This window comes from Micromonospora rubida, from assembly GCF_009908295.1.
In the GTDB taxonomy this organism is placed as follows: Bacteria; Actinomycetota; Actinomycetes; order Mycobacteriales; family Micromonosporaceae; genus Micromonospora; species Micromonospora rubida.
The window spans coordinates 155,372-174,515 of record NZ_JAAALO010000001.1 but is presented as its reverse complement, the minus strand read 5'-3'; the positions used below and the strand labels follow the sequence as shown (position 1 = coordinate 174,515).

General features: G+C 72.1%; 19 protein-coding genes. 10 read left to right on the top strand and 9 right to left on the bottom strand.

Going from position 1 to position 19,144, the window contains the following annotated elements:
* Positions 1-123 precede the first annotated feature (123 nt).
* The 4 genes from GVV04_RS00835 to GVV04_RS00820 form a co-directional block, all read right to left on the bottom strand.
* Positions 124-723: a hypothetical protein gene (locus GVV04_RS00835; protein ID WP_161683797.1), complete on the bottom strand. Its 600-nt coding sequence runs from the start codon at positions 721-723 to the stop codon at positions 124-126.
* A gap of 4 nt (positions 724-727) precedes the next feature.
* Entirely contained in the window at positions 728-2,104 is a 1,377-nt protein-coding gene (locus GVV04_RS00830) for an alpha/beta fold hydrolase (RefSeq protein ID WP_161683796.1), read from the bottom strand.
* Between the two features lie 332 nt (positions 2,105-2,436).
* Positions 2,437-2,631, bottom strand: coding sequence for a DUF397 domain-containing protein (locus GVV04_RS00825; RefSeq protein WP_161683795.1), 195 nt, complete (start codon positions 2,629-2,631; stop codon positions 2,437-2,439).
* Positions 2,624-3,505 (bottom strand): helix-turn-helix domain-containing protein, encoded by an 882-nt coding sequence (locus GVV04_RS00820; protein WP_161683794.1) that lies wholly within the window; start codon positions 3,503-3,505, stop codon positions 2,624-2,626. Before GVV04_RS00820 ends, GVV04_RS00825 begins: the two co-directional genes overlap by 8 nt.
* 395 nt (positions 3,506-3,900) lie before the next feature.
* Here GVV04_RS00820 and GVV04_RS00815 point away from each other — a divergent pair, with 395 nt between their 5' ends.
* The 3 genes from GVV04_RS00815 (at position 3,901) to GVV04_RS00805 (ending at position 5,307) form a co-directional block, all read left to right on the top strand.
* Entirely contained in the window at positions 3,901-4,188 is a 288-nt protein-coding gene (locus GVV04_RS00815) for a DivIVA domain-containing protein (protein ID WP_161683793.1), read from the top strand.
* On the top strand, positions 4,185-4,439 hold the full coding sequence (locus GVV04_RS00810; RefSeq protein WP_161683792.1) for a hypothetical protein: 255 nt from the start codon (positions 4,185-4,187) through the stop codon (positions 4,437-4,439). The genes GVV04_RS00815 and GVV04_RS00810 overlap by 4 nt, the downstream gene beginning before the upstream one ends.
* An 85-nt stretch (positions 4,440-4,524) precedes the next feature.
* Complete coding sequence (locus GVV04_RS00805) at positions 4,525-5,307, top strand: inositol monophosphatase family protein (protein WP_161683791.1); 783 nt, start codon at positions 4,525-4,527, stop codon at positions 5,305-5,307.
* A 67-nt stretch (positions 5,308-5,374) separates the two neighbouring features.
* Here the strand turns inward: GVV04_RS00805 and GVV04_RS00800 are convergent, their stop codons facing one another.
* Positions 5,375-6,559, bottom strand: coding sequence for an acyl-CoA dehydrogenase family protein (locus GVV04_RS00800; protein ID WP_161683790.1), 1,185 nt, complete (start codon positions 6,557-6,559; stop codon positions 5,375-5,377).
* A 252-nt stretch (positions 6,560-6,811) separates the two neighbouring features.
* Here GVV04_RS00800 and GVV04_RS00795 point away from each other — a divergent pair, with 252 nt between their 5' ends.
* A complete protein-coding gene (locus GVV04_RS00795) occupies positions 6,812-7,564 on the top strand; it encodes a DUF899 domain-containing protein (protein ID WP_161683789.1) in 753 nt (250 codons plus the stop codon).
* Between the two features lie 104 nt (positions 7,565-7,668).
* Here GVV04_RS00795 and GVV04_RS00790 read toward each other — a convergent pair whose 3' ends face one another.
* On the bottom strand, positions 7,669-8,535 hold the full coding sequence (locus tag GVV04_RS00790; RefSeq protein WP_328822141.1) for a helix-turn-helix transcriptional regulator: 867 nt from the start codon (positions 8,533-8,535) through the stop codon (positions 7,669-7,671).
* Between the two features lie 130 nt (positions 8,536-8,665).
* Positions 8,666-9,550: an alpha/beta fold hydrolase gene (locus tag GVV04_RS00785; protein WP_161683788.1), complete on the bottom strand. Its 885-nt coding sequence runs from the start codon at positions 9,548-9,550 to the stop codon at positions 8,666-8,668.
* Positions 9,551-9,754: 204 nt separating this feature from the next.
* On the opposite strand from GVV04_RS00785, the gene GVV04_RS00780 reads away from it, so the two are divergent.
* From GVV04_RS00780 to GVV04_RS00760, 5 genes are all read left to right on the top strand, one after another.
* Positions 9,755-10,093, top strand: coding sequence for a YciI family protein (locus tag GVV04_RS00780; RefSeq protein WP_161683787.1), 339 nt, complete (start codon positions 9,755-9,757; stop codon positions 10,091-10,093).
* Complete coding sequence (locus GVV04_RS00775; RefSeq protein WP_161683786.1) at positions 10,090-11,349, top strand: RNA polymerase sigma factor; 1,260 nt, start codon at positions 10,090-10,092, stop codon at positions 11,347-11,349. Before GVV04_RS00780 ends, GVV04_RS00775 begins: the two co-directional genes overlap by 4 nt.
* 95 nt (positions 11,350-11,444) lie before the next feature.
* Positions 11,445-12,245, top strand: a complete 801-nt coding sequence (locus GVV04_RS00770; protein WP_161683785.1) for an SDR family NAD(P)-dependent oxidoreductase — start codon at positions 11,445-11,447, stop codon at positions 12,243-12,245.
* Between the two features lie 209 nt (positions 12,246-12,454).
* Entirely contained in the window at positions 12,455-13,918 is a 1,464-nt protein-coding gene (locus tag GVV04_RS00765) for an MFS transporter (RefSeq protein WP_201752775.1), read from the top strand.
* Between the two features lie 330 nt (positions 13,919-14,248).
* The gene (locus tag GVV04_RS00760; RefSeq protein ID WP_161683783.1) at positions 14,249-14,809 is read left to right on the top strand and encodes a pyridoxamine 5'-phosphate oxidase family protein; all 561 of its coding nucleotides are present in this window, start codon (positions 14,249-14,251) and stop codon (positions 14,807-14,809) included.
* Positions 14,810-15,190: 381 nt separating this feature from the next.
* On the opposite strand, the gene GVV04_RS00755 is transcribed toward GVV04_RS00760, so the two are convergent.
* Both GVV04_RS00755 and GVV04_RS00750 read right to left on the bottom strand, forming a co-directional pair.
* The gene (locus tag GVV04_RS00755) at positions 15,191-16,729 is read right to left on the bottom strand and encodes a GMC family oxidoreductase (protein ID WP_161683782.1); all 1,539 of its coding nucleotides are present in this window, start codon (positions 16,727-16,729) and stop codon (positions 15,191-15,193) included.
* A 219-nt stretch (positions 16,730-16,948) separates the two neighbouring features.
* Positions 16,949-17,599 (bottom strand): TetR-like C-terminal domain-containing protein, encoded by a 651-nt coding sequence (locus GVV04_RS00750; RefSeq protein WP_161683781.1) that lies wholly within the window; start codon positions 17,597-17,599, stop codon positions 16,949-16,951.
* A gap of 96 nt (positions 17,600-17,695) precedes the next feature.
* Here GVV04_RS00750 and GVV04_RS00745 point away from each other — a divergent pair, with 96 nt between their 5' ends.
* Complete coding sequence (locus GVV04_RS00745) at positions 17,696-19,042, top strand: carotenoid oxygenase family protein (protein ID WP_161683780.1); 1,347 nt, start codon at positions 17,696-17,698, stop codon at positions 19,040-19,042.
* Positions 19,043-19,144: the final 102 nt, after the last annotated feature.

Sequence of the window (19,144 nt, the reverse complement as noted above, 5' to 3'; positions counted from 1 at the left end):
ATCGGGCCCGGTCGGCTCCGCACGTCGACAGAACGTGCCAGCGGGAGACCGCTCCGCCCAGATCGGCTGATGCCCGTAAGGATGTGGCGCCCGGGGCCTCGCCGGGCGTCACATCCCTGCCCGTCAGGGCTGTGTCGCGTCTCGCGCCCCGGGGCCGTCCATGATCCCGAAGACCCGCCGAGGGCCGCTGATGTCCTCGAAGTACGAGTGACATCGGGGCGGAATGAACGTCCGCCAGTCCGCACCCGCCGCCACCTCGGCCCGAATGGCCGTCGTGGTGAGAACCTGGGCCGACCCCAGGCCCTCGAAGACGTGTACGCGCTCTCCCCGGGACCGCCACAGGGATTCCTTCGTCGCCTCGAACCTGTCCTTGGCGGTCAGGCAGATCACCCGGTGGGGTGGGTAGAACTGTGCCACGGTCGGCCAGTCCAGGTCGTGACGAGGCGCGATGAGCAGCGAGACGCGGTCGGTCATGCCTGCGTCGGCCAGGGCCAGCCGCAGGAGAGAGAACCGCTCCCAGACGGTCAGCGGATTTCGGGCCGGGGCGTACGCCGCAGCGGCCTGCTCGCCGTAATCGCCCGGTGCCCGCCAGCCGAAGTGGGTGGTCAGGATCGCGACGTGCGGCAACGGCAGAACCGCCAGGCTGTGCCGCAGCACCGCGAGGTGCCCGACGTGCGGTGGCTGGAACCGGCCGGACCACACGGCGTGGGGGCGCTGCGGCATCCTCTCAGCCCTCGGTGGAGGGCATCGGTCCGGCCAGCCCGGCGAGGAGGACGCCGGTGGACGTGAGTAAGCGGGGGAGGCTGTCGTTGGTCGAGAAGTTGTGGTCAGCGCCGTCGATGATGTGGGTCCTGGTGGCGGGAATCGGAGAGAGGTCCATGCCCGCCGTGTAGCGGTCGTCTCCGGCGATCCACACGCCGTCCACGTCCTTGGAGTGCTCGTCCCAGGCCGCGCCGGACTCCTCGATCATGTCCTGGCGCAGCTCCAAGCCGTGCCGGTAGGTCCGCCCGGTCCTCCGTAGCTCGTCGAGCTGATCAGCAGACAGGAACACCCTGACCAGATCCGCCAGCCTGCACAGCGGCGCGAGGCACCAGACCTTCCACCCGGTGGCCCCCGCCCGCTCCCGGGCCCGCAGCGCGGTGGCGCCGCCCATCGAATGTCCCACCAGCAGCAGCGAGGCGGACCGTCGGGCGGCCCACTCGCTGACGATCTCCACGGACCGCACCTCCGAGGTGAAGTCGCGGAAGACGGCGGTCGAATCGCCCGACCCGAGTGGGTCGATGGTGAACGTCTCGAAGCCCTGCCATGCCCACGCCCGGGCCAGCCGGTTGTAGAGCCCGTACGGCCCGTGCCGTGAGCTGCCGAAGTAGCCGGGCACGATGACGATGCGGTGTTCGCTGGGCACCCAGCTCGGCGCATGCCTGGTCACGGCCACCGAGCCGCCCGGCGAGGGCAGTCGCAACTGTTCGAGGTCGGGCCACGAGTCGCCGGGAAACGAAGGAGCGGAGTTCCAGCTGTCGCCGTCGCCGCGCCAGAGACGCGCGGTGCCGTTGGGAGTGGCCAGGCAGCGGTAGCGCGGGTCGGTGGGCAGGATCCCGTTGAGTAGATGCGCGATCATGAGAACGGTGGAGTTGCTACCCACGACCAGGCGGTTGGGGCAGCGCGTCCGCCCCTCGGTCCGCCACCAGTTGGTCAGCCGCCGTTCGAGGGCGTACGCGTCCTCGCCTCCGCGGATCCTCAGCTCCCCGGCGCTGATCACCCGTGCTCGGAACAGGTCGAGCGCCCGATGAGCCTCGGGGTGGACGCCCCGCAGCTCGTCGCCGGACCGGCCGCCCGCCACCCCGAGGTCGACGGCGGGCAATGCCAGCTCGCCCTCGTACGGCAGGTGAAGCTCCGCCGCGATCAGCCGGGCCGATGCGACAGCCTGCGGGGTGGGTGTGGCGACGACGGCGGCTACCGCGACCGCGCTGGTGCGAATCGCGACGGCCAGCCGTTCCACCTGACGGTGGCCGTCGGGCGTCACCGTGTCCAGTGCGGATGCGCCGTGGATGTCGCTGCGGTTCTTCTCGGTTTCGACATGCCGAACGAGGACGATGGCCGACATCTCTCACCTGCCCGCTATGAGATCGCCAACGGACCCGCGTGGGACAGCAGCCGCTCGGCCGGCGAACGGGCGTCGCGGATCCACGCCGTGCAACCTCCCCGGCTGACGGTCACGAACGGGACGCTGATGTTACCGAGCATCGGCCCGCCTCGTAGGGATGCAACGACGTCGATGCTGCCCCCTTCGGGGCGGCGGTGGGGCTGGCCTGCATGACGGCGCGGACAGACGGATTGCTGACAGCCCTCAGCCAGTACCTGCGCACGACCTTCCGGGAAAACAGAAGAGCGCGCCCGGCGGGCTCCGCCGGGCGCGCTCTCTCTCGGGGTACGACCTCAGCGTGCCGACCTCGCCGACCGGACGAAGGCGGACCAGGAGGTGGGGGAGAAGGTGAGGGCGGGACCGGCCGGGTCCTTGCTGTCCCGCACGGCGACGACGCCGAACAGGTTGTCGGCCACCTCGACGCAGGCGCCGTTGTTGTCGCCGCTGCGGGTGCTCTTGCGCCACTGGGCGTTGGTCAGTTCAGCCATGGTGGACCTCCACGGTGATCTTGTTGATCAGTTCCTTGGATTGTTCCTCATCAAGGGACAGGGCATCGAGGCTCGCCCACACTCGTTCGTAGGTCGCGAGTTCTTCAGGCCGATCGAGGTAGAGCGCGCCGGTCAGCGACTCGCAGTAGACGACCGAGGGCTCTGGCGTCACCCGGTTGGCCAGCGGGAAGTCGAGCATCATGAAGGTCCCTGCGAGCGTGCCGTAGTGCGCCCCCGCAGCCAGCGGCAGAACGCGAATGGAGACGTTGGGCAGGTCGGCAAGCTCAAGCAGGTGCCCAAGCTGTTCCGCCATCGCTGCCGGCCCGCCGACGCATCGGAGCAGTACCGCCTCGGACAGCACCGACTGGAGATGTGGGGCCTTGGGCAGCCTCCGGGTCAGGAGACCTTTCCGCTGGCGTCTGACTTCGAGGACCTGCTCGAACTCTTCGTCACCCATGCCTGACCGGTTCTGGTAGACGCCCCGGGTGTAGGCGGGAACCTGGAGCAGGCCCGGGATCAACGACTCGTCGTAGCCGCGTAGCCGTGAGGCAGCGGACTCCAGCCCGACGTACATCTCGAACCAGTCCGGGATGGCGAGGCCGTACGAGTGCCACCAGCCGCTCGCCTTCGTCTCGCCGGCCAGGCCGGTCAGCGCGGCGGTCAGCTCGGGCGTCGCCCCGTACAACTCGCACAGCGCCCGGGCGTCAACCGCCCGGACCGCGCCGAGGCCGGTCTCGATGCGCCACATCTTCTGTCGGCTGCACTGCACCGCCTCCGCCGCGCCGTCCAGCGTCATGCGGGCCTCGGTGCGCAACTCGCGCAGGGCCCGCCCCAACTGTCGTCGGGGCACGGTCGATCCCATGTCCTCGGCCATCGGCTCTCGGCTCCTTTCCGCGTTGCATTTTGTTACATCCGGATGCCATTGCTGAAACATGCGGCGATCGCCGCCGATGATTGTTTTGCGGGTGCGTCGCCGGTTGGTTGCTTCTTCCCCGACACTACAGTCCACCTGCGACGATGGGTGTCCCGCCACGACGTTTCCGGGTGACGTGCTGTGCATTTCTGTTACCCGGACGTGGCCCTTCCCGTAACTGCTACAGCTCACGGGAAAGAAAGTCAACGGAATGCGGAGAAATGGCGGTTCAGGTCGTTGCCATTCCGCTGGAGGCCGGCCCATGCTGGTTCCCGACGCGGCGGCCGGACCATCCCCCCGGCGCCGGCCGCCGCGCGCCCCAGCCATCCCACCGACAGCCGAGAGGACGGAGCCGGATGAGCCTGCGCAACCAGCGTCCGGATCACCTGGGCGGAGCGACGTACCGCTCCTCCGCGTACACCAGCCTGCTGCCGTGGCAGGTGCGTGAGCGCCGCTTCCGGCCCGCCGGGCGCGGACGCCGCGGCCTGGACCCCGACGACGTGTACGCCTTCCTCGACCGGGTCGCCGCCGACCTGGCCGGCGCCTACGCCGCGCTCGGCGCGAGCCGGCGGGAGGCCGCCCGGCTCACGTACGCGCTGCGCCGCGAGGAGGCCCCGTCCACCGACCCGGACCGGTGCCGGTGACCCGGCGGTACGTCATCCACCTGCCCGTCGTCGCCGTCGACCTGGCCGCCGCGCAGCGGCTGGCCCGGCTGGTCGGTCGGTGGCTGCTCGTGCTGCCGCACGCCGACCCGGGGGAGACCACCGTGTCCACCGAGGACGACCAGAACGTACGTCACCGGGTCTTCTGCGACCGGCGGATGCCCGGCGGCGGCCGGCGCTGCCTGCTGCGCGCCGACCATGACGGCCCCTGCGCCCGCCGCCTGCGCCGTTGAGGACCGGGTCTACGGGGGCGAGTGGTGCCCGGCCCGCTCCGGTGCGACGATCATGACCGGCCCCGAACCCGGCGAGGAGAGCGCGATGGTCAGTGACGCTGAGCTGGACGACTGCCGACGGGTCGCCGAGGAGGCGGCGAGGCTCGGCGGGCGCGAGCTGCTGCGGCGCTTCGGCGACCACGGCCGGGTCGACTACAAGACGGCCCACACCGACCCGGTGAGCGACGCGGACCGGGCCAGCGAGGCGCTCGTCGTCGAGCTGCTGCGCGCCCGCCGGCCCGACGACGGCATCCTGGCCGAGGAGGGCAGCGGCCACGTCGGCCGCTCCGGGCTGCGCTGGGTGCTGGACCCGCTGGACGGCACCGTGAACTACGTGTCCGGGATGCCGTTCTGGTGCGTCAGCGTGGCCTGCGAGGAGGAGACGGCCGACGGCTGGCAGCCGCTCGTCGGGGTGGTCCTCGACCCGGTGCACGACGAGTTGTTCCACGCGGCCCTGGGCCGGGGCGCGTACCTGGGCGACACCCGGTTGGCCCGGCCCGCCGGCACGGCCCTCGACGAGGTCATCCTCGCCACCGGGTACGCGTACGACGTCGCCCACCGCAGGGTGCAGGCGGCCGTCGTCACCGACCTGGCCGGGGACGTACGCGGGGTGCGGATGCTCGGCTCCACCGCGCTGGCCCTGTGCTGGGTGGCCGCCGGGCGCTGCGACGCGTACGTCGAGGATCGCGCCTTCCGCTGGGACTGGGCGGCCGGCCTGGTGATCGCCACCGAGGCCGGCGCGGCCGTCGAGGTGGCCGGCAGCCGGGTGCTCGCCGCGCCGCCGGAGCTGATCGACGAGTTCCGGCCCCGGGTCGCCGCGCTGGGCTGACGCCGAAAAGTGCGACGAGCCGCCCGGCGGGGGGTTGCGCCGGGCGGCTCGCCACGTCGGGGAAAGCTCAGAGGAAGAGCGTGTTCGGGCCCAGGCCGCAGACGACCCGGCCGTACAGCTCGGTGTTGGTGTCGGGGTTGATGAGCCCGTGCAGGCTCATCGCGTTGATGTCCCGGGCGATCCGCTGGATCGGCACGTCACGGTAGATGGACGAGCCGCCGCTGGCGGAGGCGAAGATGTCCACCGCCTCCTTGGCCAACCGGGTGGCCCAGCCGTGGTCGGCGCGGACCCGGGCCCGCTCCTCCAGCGTCCACTCCGCGCCGCTGGCCGCCTTGCTGTCGACCAGGTCGGCGGCGTGGTACGCGTGGAACTCGGCCTGGTCGATCTTCATGAGGGCGGTGCCGATCTTCAGGTGGGTGACCGGCGCCTCGCTCTGGTTCTCGTAGTCGGTGTAGGTGATCCCCCGGCCGGGGAGCCGGTCGAGGAACTCGTCGCGCGCGGACTTGGCCACGCCGACCGCCGTGCCCACGCCGGACGCCGCCGCGTTCAGCGCGGCCGGGGTGCGCCAGACGGGGGAGTCCGCGTTGCCCTGCGACAGGCCCTGCGGGATCATCGCCGCGCTCATCGGGATGATGTGGCTGCTCGGCACGAACACGTCCCGGGCCACGGTGGTGACGCTGCCGGTGGCGGTCAGGCCGGTGGTGTGCCAGTCGTCGATGATCTCCAGGCTGCCGATCGGGATCAGCGCCATGATCGGCTCCGGCTCGGCGTCCGGGCGCAGTACGACCGCGGCGATCTCCTGCCACTGCGCGTGGTGCGCCCCGCTGATGAAGTGCCAGCTGCCGTTGACGACGACGCCCCCGTCGGTGGGGACGGCCGTGCCGCCGACGCTGTTGGTGCCGCACACCCGGGTGTTGGGGTTGGCGAACACCTCGTCCTGGGCCGCGTCGGGGAACAGGCCGGCGAGCCAGGTGGGCATCCACAGCACGGAGGTGACCCAGGCGGTGCTGGCGTCGCCCCGGCCGAGCTCGGTGGCGACCGCCACGAGCGTGCGGGTGTCCACCTCGTACCCGCCGTAGCGGCGGGGCGTGCGGAGCCTGAACAGCCCCGCCTCCTCGATCGCGGCGACCGTCTCATCGTGGAGGCGACGGTTCTCCTCCTGCCACGCCGCGTGTTTGCGGATCAGCGGGACGAGATCCGCGGCGCGTTGCACGAGTTCCTCGCGGGTGGGTGCTTCGGTGATCGTGGGCACGTGTCCTCCTCAACGGGCGACCGGATCGGCCGGAATCCTGTCTGCCAAGCGCCATCGACGCTGTCACATCCCGGCTGCCGCGACCTCTTCCGGATTGCTCGTTGCCGATACCCGGATTGCTCGTTGCCGGCGCACGGATCAGGCCGGTGAAGAGGGCACGAGCGGAGAAGTCGGCCCCTCCGTGGCCGTGTCAGGGTCGCAGGTGTCGCCCGGTCTTCGTGTGCGCCGGCGGCGACCGTTGAGGGAGGAACGATGAGTTTTCCGCAGATCGTCTCGCGTGAGGAATGGACCAGTGCCCGGGAAAGGCTGCTGGAGGAGGAGAAGGCGCTCACTCGCGCCCGCGACCAGCTCAGCGCCGCGCGCCGGGCCATGCCGGTGGTGCCGGTGGAAAAGGAGTACGTGTTCGCCTCGCCCACTGGTGAGGTGACGCTGCTCGAGCTGTTCCAGGGGCGTAGCCAGCTGATCGTCCGGCACTTCATGTTCGCCCCGGACGCGAAGGAGGGCTGCGTCGGCTGCTCGATGCAGGCCGACAACGTCGGGGACCTGTCGCACATGCACGCTCGGGACACCTCGTTCGTGATGATCGCCCGGGCCCCGCTGGAGAAGATCGAGAAGTTCAAGGCCCGGATGGGCTGGAGCCACATCCCGTGGGTCTCCTCGTACGGCAGCGACTTCAACTACGACTTCAACGTCACCATGGAGAAGGGTGAGCTGCCGGCGGTCAGCTCCTTCATCCGCGACGGCGAGAAGATCTTCCACGCCAGCTCGGTGTTCGACCGGGGCGGCGAGGTGTTCATCAACACCTACAACTACCTCGACGTCACCCCGCTGGGCCGGCAGGAGGAGGAGCTGGCCCACCCGTGGGACTGGTGGCGGCACCACGACCGCTACGACGCCGAGCAGGCCGCCAACCCGGGCGAGAACTGGTGGACCGGTGTGAACAAGTTCCAGGTGCGCCACGACAGCCCGGCCGCGCAGCAGCCGACGGAGGCCGCGACGCAGTGACGGCGGCGCGGTGGGGTGCGGCGGCACCCCACCGTCCGCGGCGGCCGGTTCCCGGCCGGCGGCTTCGGCCGTCGCCGGGGCCGGCCGCCGTCGCGCGTGGGGGATCAGGAGGGGACGGCGACGCTCTGCCGCTGGGCCGGCACCGGGGCCGTGACTTGCCGGGGGATGCCGCCGAGCATCCGCAGCGCCGCCGCCGACGACGAGCCGGCCTCGACGGTGAAGGTCACGAGCATCAGGTTCGGGGCCTCCTCCAGCCGCAGCGTGTGCTGGTTGACCGTCAGCGCGCCGACCACCGGGTGGGCCATGTCGTAGGTCATCGTCTCGCAGGTGCTGACCGGGTGCTCGGCCCACATCCCGGCGAACTCCGGGCTGCGTGACAGCAGCTCCTCGACCAGCCCGACGACCCGGCGGTCGTCGCGGTAGCGGCCCACGGCCATCCGCAGGTATGCCACCACGGAGCGGGCCTTGCCCGGCCAGTCGGCGTACAGCTCGCGCATCCGGGGGTCGAGGAAGACCGACCGGCTCATGTTGGGCGCCTCGTCGAGGTGCCAGGCGAGCAGGGCGTGGCCCAGCGGGTTCCAGGTGTGCACGTCGGTCGCGGCGCTGAGCACCATCGCCGGCACGTCGGGCATCATCGCGAGCATCTGGCGCAGGGCCGGCGGCGCGGAGCTGGCCCGGACCGCCCGCTCGGGCGCCGTCCGGCCGGGGCGGGCCAACGTGAACAGGTGCGCCCGCTCGTCACCGCCGAGCTGCAACGCCCGGGCGACCGCGTCGAGCACCTCGTCGGACACGTTGTGCGCCTGGCCCTGCTCCAGCCGGGTGTAATAGGAGACGCTGACCCCGGCGAGCTGGGCCAGCTCCTCGCGGCGCAGCCCGGAGACCCGCCGGCGCTCGCCGTAGCGGGCCAGGCCGGCGTCCTGCGGCCGGATGACACCGCGTCGCGATCGGAGGAACTCGCCCAGCGGATTCATGCGACTCAGTATGACGGACCATCCTGACACTGTCAGTGGTACCCACCGTGGAAGTACCAACAGGTTTCCGGCCGGGCGGGGACAGGAATCCGCCGCGCCCGGCCGGGACCCGGTGAGCCGTCCGGACCGGTCAGGCCGTCTCGGCCAGGAACCGCAGGATGTGGCCGTTGGTGACGTCGGGCTGCTCGGTCAGCGGGACGTGCCGGGAATCGGGGACCAGCACGCCGGCCGAGCCCTTCGGCAGGGCCTCGACGATCCGGGCGAGGACCTCCTCGTTCATCGCGAAGCTGACGTCCTGGGCGCCGAAGACGCTCAGCGTCGGCTGGCTCGGCAGGGCGCCCCACAGCGCGGCCTGCTCGGCCGCCCATTGAGGGCTGCCGAACGTCGCGGCGGGGAAGGTGGTCCGGTACATGCCCAGCGCGGCGCGCAGGTTCTCCGGGGTGCCGAGGGCGGCCCGGATCGCGGCCAGGTCCTCGCTGACGTCGTAGTGGTCCGACGTGTACTTGTTCAGCATGAATTCCAGGTAGCCCAGGTCGCCGGCGGCGACCAGCTCGTCGGCGGCGGCCATCTGGAAGAACCAGAAGTGCGTCTGCACGTCGATGCCCCGCGGGTTGAGCACCAGCGGTCCGAAGAACTGGAACGGCGGCACGTCGCAGGCGACCAGCCGCGACCACCGCTGCGGCTCCTGTGCCACCGCGCCCCAGGCGGTGGCCGCCCCGAAGTCGTGCCCCACCAGCACCGCCCGCTCGTCCCCGCCGAGGACCTGGTGCAGGGCGTTGACGTCGGCGACCAGGTCGGCGAGGTGCTCGCGGCCCGGCGGTGGGACCGCGCTGGGGGCGAAACCGCGGGTCCACGGGGCCACGGCCCGGTAGCCTGCGTCGGCCAACGCCGGCATCAGGTGCCGGTACGTGCCGGGAGTGAAGGGAAAGCCGTGCACCAGCAGGGCCAGCGGCCCCTCGCCCAGCTCACGGTATGCGATGTCGACACCGTTGACGGTGACCTGTGATTGACGCATGGGGTGCCTCCTCGGCGGGCATGGATTGATCCAAGACTGGCCGAGCCGACGGTGCCCCGCTTCTCCCTGCGTGCTGCCCCTACCACGACCCGACGCCCCGTGTGCGGCATCGACCGGGATGTCCCCCGATCCGGTGAAAGACCGGGTGGTCGCGTCTGTCCCGGTCCCCCCGTCGTTGTATTGCGCGGACCTGGGAGGGGGACCGTGGAGTACGCACTGGTGATCTTTCACGACGAGACCGGCGAGCTGAGCCCGGCGGAGATCGACGAACACCCCCGGCACCGGGCCTGGCTGGACGAGGTGCGCCGGCGGGGGGCGTTCGCGGGCGGGCAGCGGCTGCGCCCCGGCCGCGCCGGCCGGACCGTCCGCACCCGGGCCGAGGGCACGCTGGTCACCGACGGGCCGTTCATCGAGGCCCGGGAGCAGGTGGGCGGGTTCGTCCTGCTGAACTGCGCGGACCTCGACGAGGCGACCGAGCTCGCCGCCCTGCACCCGTTCGCCGAGCTGGGGGCCATCGAGGTGAGGCCGGTCTGGACCCGGTGACCTTCACCGTCGACGCCGCCGTGGCCGGCGCGTTCCGCCGGGAGTACCACCAGCTCGTCGGCGGCCTGGTCGACCTCACCCGGGACCGGGGCCTGGCCGAGGACTGCGTGCAGGAGGCGTTCGCCGCCGCGCTGGAACGCTGGCGGGGCGAGGGCGTGCCGCGCCGGCCCGGGGCCTGGCTGACCACCGTGGCGCGCAACCGGGCCGTCGACCGGCTGCGCCACGAGACCGTACGCGCCGCCCGGCTGCGCGAGGCGGCGGCCGTCCTCCCGGCGTACGACGAACTGCCGGCGGTGCCGCCCCTGATCCGGGACGTCCAGCTACGCCTGATCTTCACCTGCTGCCACCCCACGCTGTCGTTGCCGTCGCAGGTCGCGCTGACCCTGCGTACCGTCGTGGGGCTCGGCCTGGCGGAGATCGCCCGCGCCCTGCTGGTCCCGCCGGGGACTCTGGCCCAGCGGCTGGTGCGGGCCCGGCGCAGCGTCCGCGAGGCCGGCCTGCGCTGCGAGCTGCCACCGGCCGCCGAGCTGCCGGGGCGGGCCACGGCGGTGCGCGCGGTGCTGTACCTGCTGTTCACCGAGGGGTACGCGGCCACGGCCGGCGCGGACCTGGTGCGGCGCGGGCTGTGCGCGGAGGCGGTCCGGCTGGGCCGGCTGTTGGCCCGGCTGCTGCCCGACGACCCGGAGACGCTCGGCCTGCTCGCGCTGCTGCTGTTGCACGAGGCCCGGCGCGACGCCCGGACCGACGCCCACGGCGACCTGGTGCCGCTGGAACGGCAGGACCGCCGGCGGTGGGACCGGGGCCGGGTGGCCGAGGGGTTGGGCCTGCTGGACCTGGCGCTGCGTCGCGGCCGGCCCGGCCCGTACCAGGTCCAGGCGGCGATCGTGGCCTGTCACGCCACCGCCCCGGACGCCGCGCGCACCGACTGGGCCCAGATCGCCGGGCTCTACGCCGAGCTGGTGGAGCTGGCGCCGTCGGCCGTGGTGCGGCTCAACCGGGCGGTGGCGGTCGGGATGGCGCACGGCCCGCAGCGGGGCCTGGCGCTGCTGGAGCAGGTGGAGCGCTCGGGCGAGCTGGCCGGGAACCACCTCGTCCCGGCCGTCCGAGCGGACCTGCTGCGCCGGCTGGACCGGCGCGGCGAGGCGGCCGGGGCGTACCGGCGGGCGCTCGACCTGGCCGGCAACGACGCCGAGCGTCGGTACCTGCGGGGGCGGCTGGCGGAGGTGACCGGCCCGCCCCGGGACCAAGCAAAATAAAGCACCAGAAAATGTATGTTTTCCCAAGGGCTGCCCGTCGGTCTGACGAACCCGGTCCGGTACCGCCGGCCCGGTCCACGACGAGGGGATCAGACATGTTGCTGGAGAGCAGGACCGCGATCGTCTACGGCGCCGCGGGCGCGCTGGGCGGCGCGGTGTCGCGTGCCTTCGCCCGCGAGGGCGCCACCGTCTACCTGGCCGGACGTCACCTCGACCGGGTCGAGATGCTCGCCAAGGAGATCACCGCCGAGGGCGGCCGGGCGTACGCCCACCAGGTCGACGCGCTCGACCAGGAGTCGGTCGACGAGCACGCGGCGCTGGTCGTCGAGCAGGCCGGGGGCATCGACGTCTCGTTCAACGCCGTCGGCCTGGACCACGTGCAGGGCGTCCCACTGCGCGAGCTGGGCTTGGACGACTTCCTGATGCCGATGAACACCTTCGTCCGCACCCAGTTCCTCACCTCCACGGCGGCGGCGCGGCGGATGGTCGAGCAGCGCTCCGGGGCCATCGTCATCCTGTCCACGTCGGCGGCCCGGGCGCCGATGCCCTCGGGTGGGTTCGGCGTGGCCTGCGCCGGCATCGAGTCGCTCTCCCGGGAGCTGGCCGGGGAGGTGGGCCAGTTCGGGGTGCGGGTGGTCTGCCTGCGGCCCGATGCCATCCCGGAGAGCGTGCGGCACGGCTCGTACGTCCGCGACACGTGGCGGCGCGCGGCTGAGGCGAACGGGGCGACGCTGGAGGACATGCTGGCCGCCAAGCCCGGCATGCCCGATCCGCTGCTGGGCCGGGCGGTGACCCTGGCCGACGTCGCCGGCACCGCGGTGTACCTCGCCTCGGACCTGTCCAGCGGGCTCACCGGATCGATCACCACCGTCGGGTGTGGAGTTCTCGTCGACTGACGGCCCGGCCGGCCGCCCGGGTGCGACATCGACCGGGCGGCCGGCGACCGGCCCTCCTCGCCAGGTGATAAATAGAGCAAGCTCGAAGAGGGCCGGGGCGGGGTAGCGTGTGGATGGGCCGCCACGGCGGGTGCGCAGGGTGCCACTGCCAGTGGTACGCACGGCAGGGAGATGGGTACCCCGACCGTGGCTACCTAGTGTTTGTGGTCATGGCGGAGAACCAGAGCACGTCGGAGCAGCTCAGCTCCGCGCAGAAACTTGCCCTTTTCGTATTGCTCGGTGCGCAGTTCATGTTGTCGGTCGACTTCTCCATCCTCAACGTGGCCCTGCCGCGGATGGGCGAGGGCGTCGGGCTCAGCCTGGCCGACCTTCCCTGGGTCGCCAGCGCGTACGCGCTGCCCGCGGCCGGCTTCACGCTCCTGTTCGGCCGGATCGCCGACCTGTTCGGCCGACGGCGGCTGTTCCTGACCGGCATCGCGCTGCTCACCGTGGCCTCGCTGCTTGGCGGCTTCGCCACCAACGCCACGATGCTGCTGAGCGCGCGGGTGCTGCAGGGCTTCGCCAACGCGATCGCCATCCCGGCCGCGATGGCGCTGCTGATCACGACCGTGTCCGACGAGCGGGCCCGCGCCCGGGTGCTCGGCCTCAACGGCGCGCTGCTCTCCGGTGGCTTCACCATCGGCGCCCTGGTCGGTGGCAGCCTCGTCAGCGCCCTGGACTGGCGCTGGGCGTTCTGGATCAACGTGCCGGTGGCGGTCGCCATCCTGGTGCTGACCCCGCTGGTGATCAAGGAGAGCGTCCGTCCGGCCGGCGTCAAGCTGGACGTGCCGGGCGCCGTCACGGTCACCGCCGGCCTGCTCGCCCTGGTCTACGGCGTGAGCATGCAGAACTGGATCGCACTCGCCGTCGGCGCGGTGTTCATCGCCGCCTTCTGGTTCGTCGAGCTGAAGGCCAAGGCGCCCCTGGTGTCGCTGACCCTGCTCAACCGGCCGAACATCAAGTGGGGCAACTTCGGCGGCATGGTCGCCTTCGTGATGGCCAGCGGCATCAACTTCGGCCTCACCCTCTACATGCAGGACGTGCTCAAGCTGGAGCCGTTCACCACCGGCCTGGTGTTCGGCGTGCCGGGCCTGGTGGCCGTCGTCGCGGGCGTCATCGCCGGCCGGATGATCGGGCGCTACGGCTACCGCAACGTGCTCGCCGTGGGCCTGCTGGTGCAGGGGCTGACCACCGTCCCGCTGCTGCTGACCGGCACCTCGACCACCCCGAGCCTCCTGCTGATCGTCCCGTCGCTGTTCCTGATGTACTTCGGGCACGTCACGGCCGTCGTCGCCTACACGGTGACCGCCACCTCCGGGCTGGAAGACTCGCAGCAGGGCCTGGCGACCGGCCTGGCCACCCTGGCCCAGCAGATCGCGGTGACCATCGGCATTCCGATCTTCGGGGCGATCGTCGCCGCCCGCACCGACGTGCTCGACGGCGTCCACCTCGCCATGCAGGTGCAGATCGTCGTGATCCTGGTGTCCGTGGCGCTGATCTGGTTCGGTCTGCGCGACCGGGGCACCGCCGCCGGGCCGTCGGCCACCGGGCGGCAGGAGCCGGAGCTGACCCCCGAGGCGCAGCAGCCCGCGCCGGTGCCGGTGCCGCGCACCGTCAGCGAGAACCCGGTGTAGGGCCGGCGCCAGGGTCCGCCGTGGCGGCTGACCCACCTTGCTCGGCCGGGTGCCGAGACCGTTGACCGGCGAGGCTCCCGGCGGATGGTTCATCGATGATGACCACCCGCCGGGGGCCTCGCCGCCGTTGTCGCCGCGGTCGCGGCGACGGGCCTTCGTTCGGGTAGGCACGTTCAGAGAAGGGGAGCCCTCCACGCCCTGCCTAAATTGGTCGGTATGGACATGCCCACCCGGAGGCGCGGCAGATCGGATCGCGGCGGAGGGTGCGCACCGTGACGGAGTGGGCGTGGTCTCCGCCGTCGTCGCTCCGCTCGTACCGAAGGGGCACCCATGGACTACCCGGAGATAGTGCGCCTGGTGAACACCGACCCGGTGGTGCAGATTCTGTTGGAGGCGCCGATCCTGATGCGGCTCGGGTACGTGGGGCTGGACGGCCATCCACGCTCGGTCCCGGTCGCCTACGTGTGGAACGGCAGGGCCTTCGTCTTCGCCAGCCCGACCACGGCGTACAAGGTCAGGGCGATCGCGGCGCATCCGCAGGTGTCCTTCACCGTGGACACCATGGCGGCTGAGCCCCGCGCGAAGGTCGCGGCGGTGCTCGGTGCGCCGGTCGCCGACTACACACCGCTGATGATGCTGGTCCGTGGCACGGCCTCGATCGAGGTCGAGCAGGGGCTGCCCCAGGTGCACATCGACGCGTCCCGCCGGATGATCGGTGAGCACAACGTGCCGGAGTGGGAGCGCAGCAAGCGCGAGCACACCAGGGAGATGGCCCTGGTCACGATCGTGCCGACCCACGTGACCGTGTGCGACTTCGTCACCCGGTTCCCGCCGCCGGTCGAGGTCAACGCCCCCGCCCACGGGGCGTCCCCAGGGCCGGCGGCGCACTGATCCGGCGGCGCACTGATCCGGCGGCGCACTGATCCGGCGGCGCGCTGATCCGGCGGCGCGCTGCGGTGGTGCGCGGGTTCGACGGTGCGCTGTCCGGCCCGGGGCGGTCCACCCGCGCCCCGCTCCGGCCCGCTGAGGGCTCGGTACGCCATACGTCGGCCTCCACGGGCCGCCCGCAAGGGCGGCCCGTGCGGCGTCCGGCGGGTTCGCGCTCGCGGGGCGTGTGGGCACGGGCATGTGCGCGCGGCGCAGGTGGGTGCCGCGGTGCGGGGCCTGGCTCCGGGAGCCGCGCTCAGGCCGTGCCGCCGGCGGGGCCGGGCAGCACGACGGGCGCCCCGCGGGATTCACACCACGCGGGACGCCCGTGTCCGGTACGGCCGGTCAGGACTGCCTGAGCCAGTCGGCGAGGCGCTCACCGATCATGATCGAGGTCAGGTTGGTGTTGCAGTTGACGATCGACGGCATGACGGAGGCGTCGCAGACGTACAGGCCCTCGATGCCGTGCACCCGCAGCCGCTCGTCGACCACCGCGCCCTCGTCGCCGGCCGCGCCCATCCGGGCGGTGCCGACGGGGTGGTAGCCGCTGTCCAGGCTGAGCCGGACGTAGTGGCGCATCAGCTCGTCGTCCTCGGCCATCTCCTCGCCGAGCACGACGAACCGCTGGCCCTTGTCCTGGATGCCCGCCGTCTGCATGAACTGCCAGCACTGGCGCACGGCGGCGATGAGGGTCTGGATGTCGTTCTCGGTGTCGAGGAAGTTGAGCAGGACGTCCGGCGGTGCGGTGGGGTCGGCCGAGGTGAGGGTGAGCCGCCCCCGGGACTCCGGCCGTTGGTGCACGACCATCACCCCGAAGATCGTCTTCGCTGCGGCCAGCATCTGCAGCTCGGGGAAGAGTGTCAGGTCGAAGTGGTTGATCATGTAGTACTGGAGGTCGTTGAACTCCGTGGACCCCGGTGCGGTGGTGCGCAGCAGCATCTGGAGGAAGGCGTCGTCGGTGTTGAACGTGCCCGGCTCGGGCACCATGAACGCGCCGGTGCGCGGGTGGTCGATCAGGTCGGCGCCCACCCCGGGGCGGTCCAGCAGCACGTCGATGCCCAGCCGCCGCAGGTCGCCGGCGGGCCCGATGCCCGAGCGCAGGAGGATGGCCGGGGAGTTGACCGCGCCGGCGGCCAGCACGACGGTGCCGGCCTCGATCACCTCGGTGCCGCCGCCGGGCTTGGCCACCTCGACGCCGCGCGCCCGGTTGCCGGCGAACAGCACCCGGTTGACCTGGACCCCGGACCGGATCTCCAGGTTCTCCCGGCCGCGAGCCTCGCCCAGGTACCCCATCGCCGTGGAGAACCGGTGGCTGCCGCGGCGGTTCGACGGCATCGGGCCGACGCCGCTGGCCTCCGGGTGGTTGTGGTCCTCGATGGCGGGGAAGCCGGCCTTGAGGCAGGCGTCCTGGAACACCTGCTGCACCGGGGCCAGCTCGTCGCCCTTGAACCGCCGGATCGGGATGGGGCCGCCCTTGCCGTGGTACTCGTTGTCGAAGTCCAGGTCGTCCTCGAGCCGCTTGTAGAACGGCAGCACCTCGTCCCAGGCCCAGGCCGGGTTGCCCATCTCGGCCCACTCGTTGAAGTTCACCGGATTGCCGCGCAGCGCGATGGTCGCGCCGACCGCAGAGGACCCGCCGGTGACCTTCCCGCGCGGGTAGATGATCCGCCGCCGGTCGGTGATCTCGGCCTGGAAGTGCCAGTCGTGGATGTCCATCGACATCGCGCTGCCGTTGAGCAGGTCGGATGGCGTGTCGGCGACCGTGGCGAAGTCAGGGCCTGCCTCCAGCAGCAGGACCTTGCGGTGGGGATCCTCGCTCAGCCGGGCGGCCAGCGCGGCTCCGGCGGAGCCGGACCCGACCACGAGATAATCGATTCCGTGCATCATCGGCGTCCTTCGGTACGTGGAGGGTTGGCGATCCTGTCGGCTGACCCACAGGAGTGGATGCGCTTCCATTGCAGACGTGCTCGGGACCCGCCACGAGCATCACACCGGGCTCCGCCCGTCGCTTCTCCGCCGTTGCTCACCGGCCCCCGGCGTTCCTGGGGGCGTGTTCCATCAGGAGGCCGTCGCTGGGCCGTCTGGGCCGGCGACGCGGGCGTCTCAGGAGCGCGGGGAGCGCCGCCGCCGGGCCCGGGCGAGGGAGGTGGCCGTCGCCTCGTACTCGTCGCCCGCGCCGACCATCAGCGAGCGCAGTTGCGCCTCGAAGCACACGTCGGCGTCGTACGGGTCGATCAGGTAGCCGCCGAGTTCGAGGCTGACCAGCCCGTGCAGGGCGATCCACATGTTCTGCGCGACCAGCAGCGGGTCGCCGGCGCGGAACCGGCCCTGCTCGGTGGCCCGGGCCACCGCGTCCACCAGTGGCTGGAGGGTGTACTTGCCGTGCTGCCGGTCGCCGTCGGCGAGGGCGAACCCGCCGAGTGCCGCGCTGCCGAACATGACCTGGTAGAGCTGCGGGTGGTCGAGCGAGTTGGCCCGGTACGCGTACCCGAGGGCCATCACGTCGGCGACCGCGTCGGGGGTGGCCCGCACGGTCGACATCCGTCGGTGCAGCCGCGCGAAGCCCTCGTGCACCATCGCCCGGACCAGGTTGTCCATGCCGCCGAAGTGCGTGTAAACGGCCGTGGTCGAGGTGCCCACAGCGGCGGCGAGGCGGCGCGTGGTGAGGCCGGCGGCGCCCTCCTCGGCCAGCAGTCGGGCTGCGGCCTCCAGCAGGGTGGTGGCCAACTGAGGGTCGATCCGGCGCGGGCTCACGTTGACATGATCTCACGCCCGGCGTACCTTCGATGAAGTAACGCTGTTACGTAACTGCGATATCCCAAAAGATCGCGCCAGCTCGTGGAGGCCCCAATGAGCGTCGTCGCCCTCGCCCCCCAGACCCTGCCCCAGCACGACAGCCGGCGCCCCGTCGCCGCCGAGGCGACCGAGCTCGACCTGGCGGTCACCGGCCGGCTGCCCGCCGAGCTGAACGGCTGCTTCGTCCGGATCGGGCCGAACCCGATGGCCGGCGACCGGCCCGGCCACGCCCTGGTCGGCGACGGCATGGCGCACGGGGTGCGCCTGCGCGAGGGCCGCGCGCTGTGGTATCGCAACCGGTGGATCCGCACCGACCGCACCACCCGCGCCCTGGGCGAGCTCGCCCTGCCCGGCCCGCGGCACGGGCTGTCCGACAACGCCAACGCCAACGTCATCCGGCACGGCGGGCGCATCCTCGCCCTCGGCGAGGCGGGGGTGCTGCCCGTCGAGCTCGACGACGAGCTGGACTCCGTGGCCCGGATCGACTTCGACGCCACCCTGCCGCACGGCTTCGCCGCGCACGCCGAGTGCGACCCGGTCACCGGAGAGCTGTTCGCCGTCGCCTACTACCACGAGCTGCCGTACGTCGAGCACCTCGTGCTGACCCCCGAGGGGCGGGTGCGCCGCAGCGAGCGGATCGAGGTGTCCGGCCCGCCCCTGATGCACTCGCTGGCGCTGACCGACCGGCACTCGGTGCTGTTCGACCTGCCGGTCACCTTCAACCCGGCGCTGGCCCGGGCGGGCTCGCGCTTCCCGTACGCGTGGTCGCCGCAGCGGCCGGCCCGGCTCGGGCTGCTCCCGCGCGAGGGACGCGGCGCCGACGTGCGCTGGTTCGAGGTCGACCCCTGCTACGTCTTCCACCCCGTCAACGCCTACGAGGTCGACGACCGGTGCGTGGTCGACGTGGTGCGCTACGACCGCGTCTTCGACCGCGACCTGCACGCCCCGGGCGAGTCCGCCCCGACCCTGTGGCGGTGGACGCTGGACCTGACCCGGGGCACCGTCGGCGCCGAGCAGCTCGACGACATCCCGCAGGAGTTCCCCCGCATCGACGACCGCCGCAAGACGATGCCGCACCGGTACGCCTACACCGTGGCCATGCAGTCCGGGGCCGGGGTGCTGGGCGGCTCGGCGCTGCTGCGCCACGACATGGTGCGCCGGGAGGTCGCGGTGCACGACTTCGGGCCGCACCGCGAGGCGGGGGAGGCGGTGTTCGTCCCGCGCGGGCCGCTGTCCGCAGAGGACGACGGCTGGCTGCTGACCTACGTCTACGACGGCCGGACCGACCGCAGCGACCTCGTCGTGCTCGACGCGGGCGACTTCGCCGGCCCGCCGGTCGCCGTCGTGCACCTGCCGGGCCGGGTGCCCAGCGGGTTCCACGCCAACTGGCTGGTGTCCTGAGTGGTCACTCGGCGGCGCCGGGAACAGGCAGATTGCCGACAGCAACTGGGCAATCTGGAGGAACCGTGGAACAGGATAGGCGGTTAGCTTCGCGGCAAGCCG

Coding starts and splice junctions, on each gene's coding strand:
- GVV04_RS00805 (WP_161683791.1), top strand. CDS start 4,525: ATGGTCAGTGACGCTGAGCTGGACGACTGCCGACGGGTCGCCGAGGAG.
- GVV04_RS00770 (WP_161683785.1), top strand. CDS start 11,445: ATGTTGCTGGAGAGCAGGACCGCGATCGTCTACGGCGCCGCGGGCGCG.
- GVV04_RS00760 (WP_161683783.1), top strand. CDS start 14,249: ATGGACTACCCGGAGATAGTGCGCCTGGTGAACACCGACCCGGTGGTG.
- GVV04_RS00745 (WP_161683780.1), top strand. CDS start 17,696: ATGAGCGTCGTCGCCCTCGCCCCCCAGACCCTGCCCCAGCACGACAGC.
- GVV04_RS00830 (WP_161683796.1), bottom strand. CDS start 2,104: ATGTCGGCCATCGTCCTCGTTCGGCATGTCGAAACCGAGAAGAACCGC.
- GVV04_RS00785 (WP_161683788.1), bottom strand. CDS start 9,550: ATGCGTCAATCACAGGTCACCGTCAACGGTGTCGACATCGCATACCGT.
- GVV04_RS00765 (WP_201752775.1), top strand. CDS start 12,455: ATGGCGGAGAACCAGAGCACGTCGGAGCAGCTCAGCTCCGCGCAGAAA.
- GVV04_RS00790 (WP_328822141.1), bottom strand. CDS start 8,535: ATGAATCCGCTGGGCGAGTTCCTCCGATCGCGACGCGGTGTCATCCGG.
- GVV04_RS00835 (WP_161683797.1), bottom strand. CDS start 723: ATGCCGCAGCGCCCCCACGCCGTGTGGTCCGGCCGGTTCCAGCCACCG.
- GVV04_RS00815 (WP_161683793.1), top strand. CDS start 3,901: ATGAGCCTGCGCAACCAGCGTCCGGATCACCTGGGCGGAGCGACGTAC.
- GVV04_RS00755 (WP_161683782.1), bottom strand. CDS start 16,729: ATGCACGGAATCGATTATCTCGTGGTCGGGTCCGGCTCCGCCGGAGCC.
- GVV04_RS00820 (WP_161683794.1), bottom strand. CDS start 3,505: ATGGCCGAGGACATGGGATCGACCGTGCCCCGACGACAGTTGGGGCGG.
- GVV04_RS00795 (WP_161683789.1), top strand. CDS start 6,812: ATGAGTTTTCCGCAGATCGTCTCGCGTGAGGAATGGACCAGTGCCCGG.
- GVV04_RS00825 (WP_161683795.1), bottom strand. CDS start 2,631: ATGGCTGAACTGACCAACGCCCAGTGGCGCAAGAGCACCCGCAGCGGC.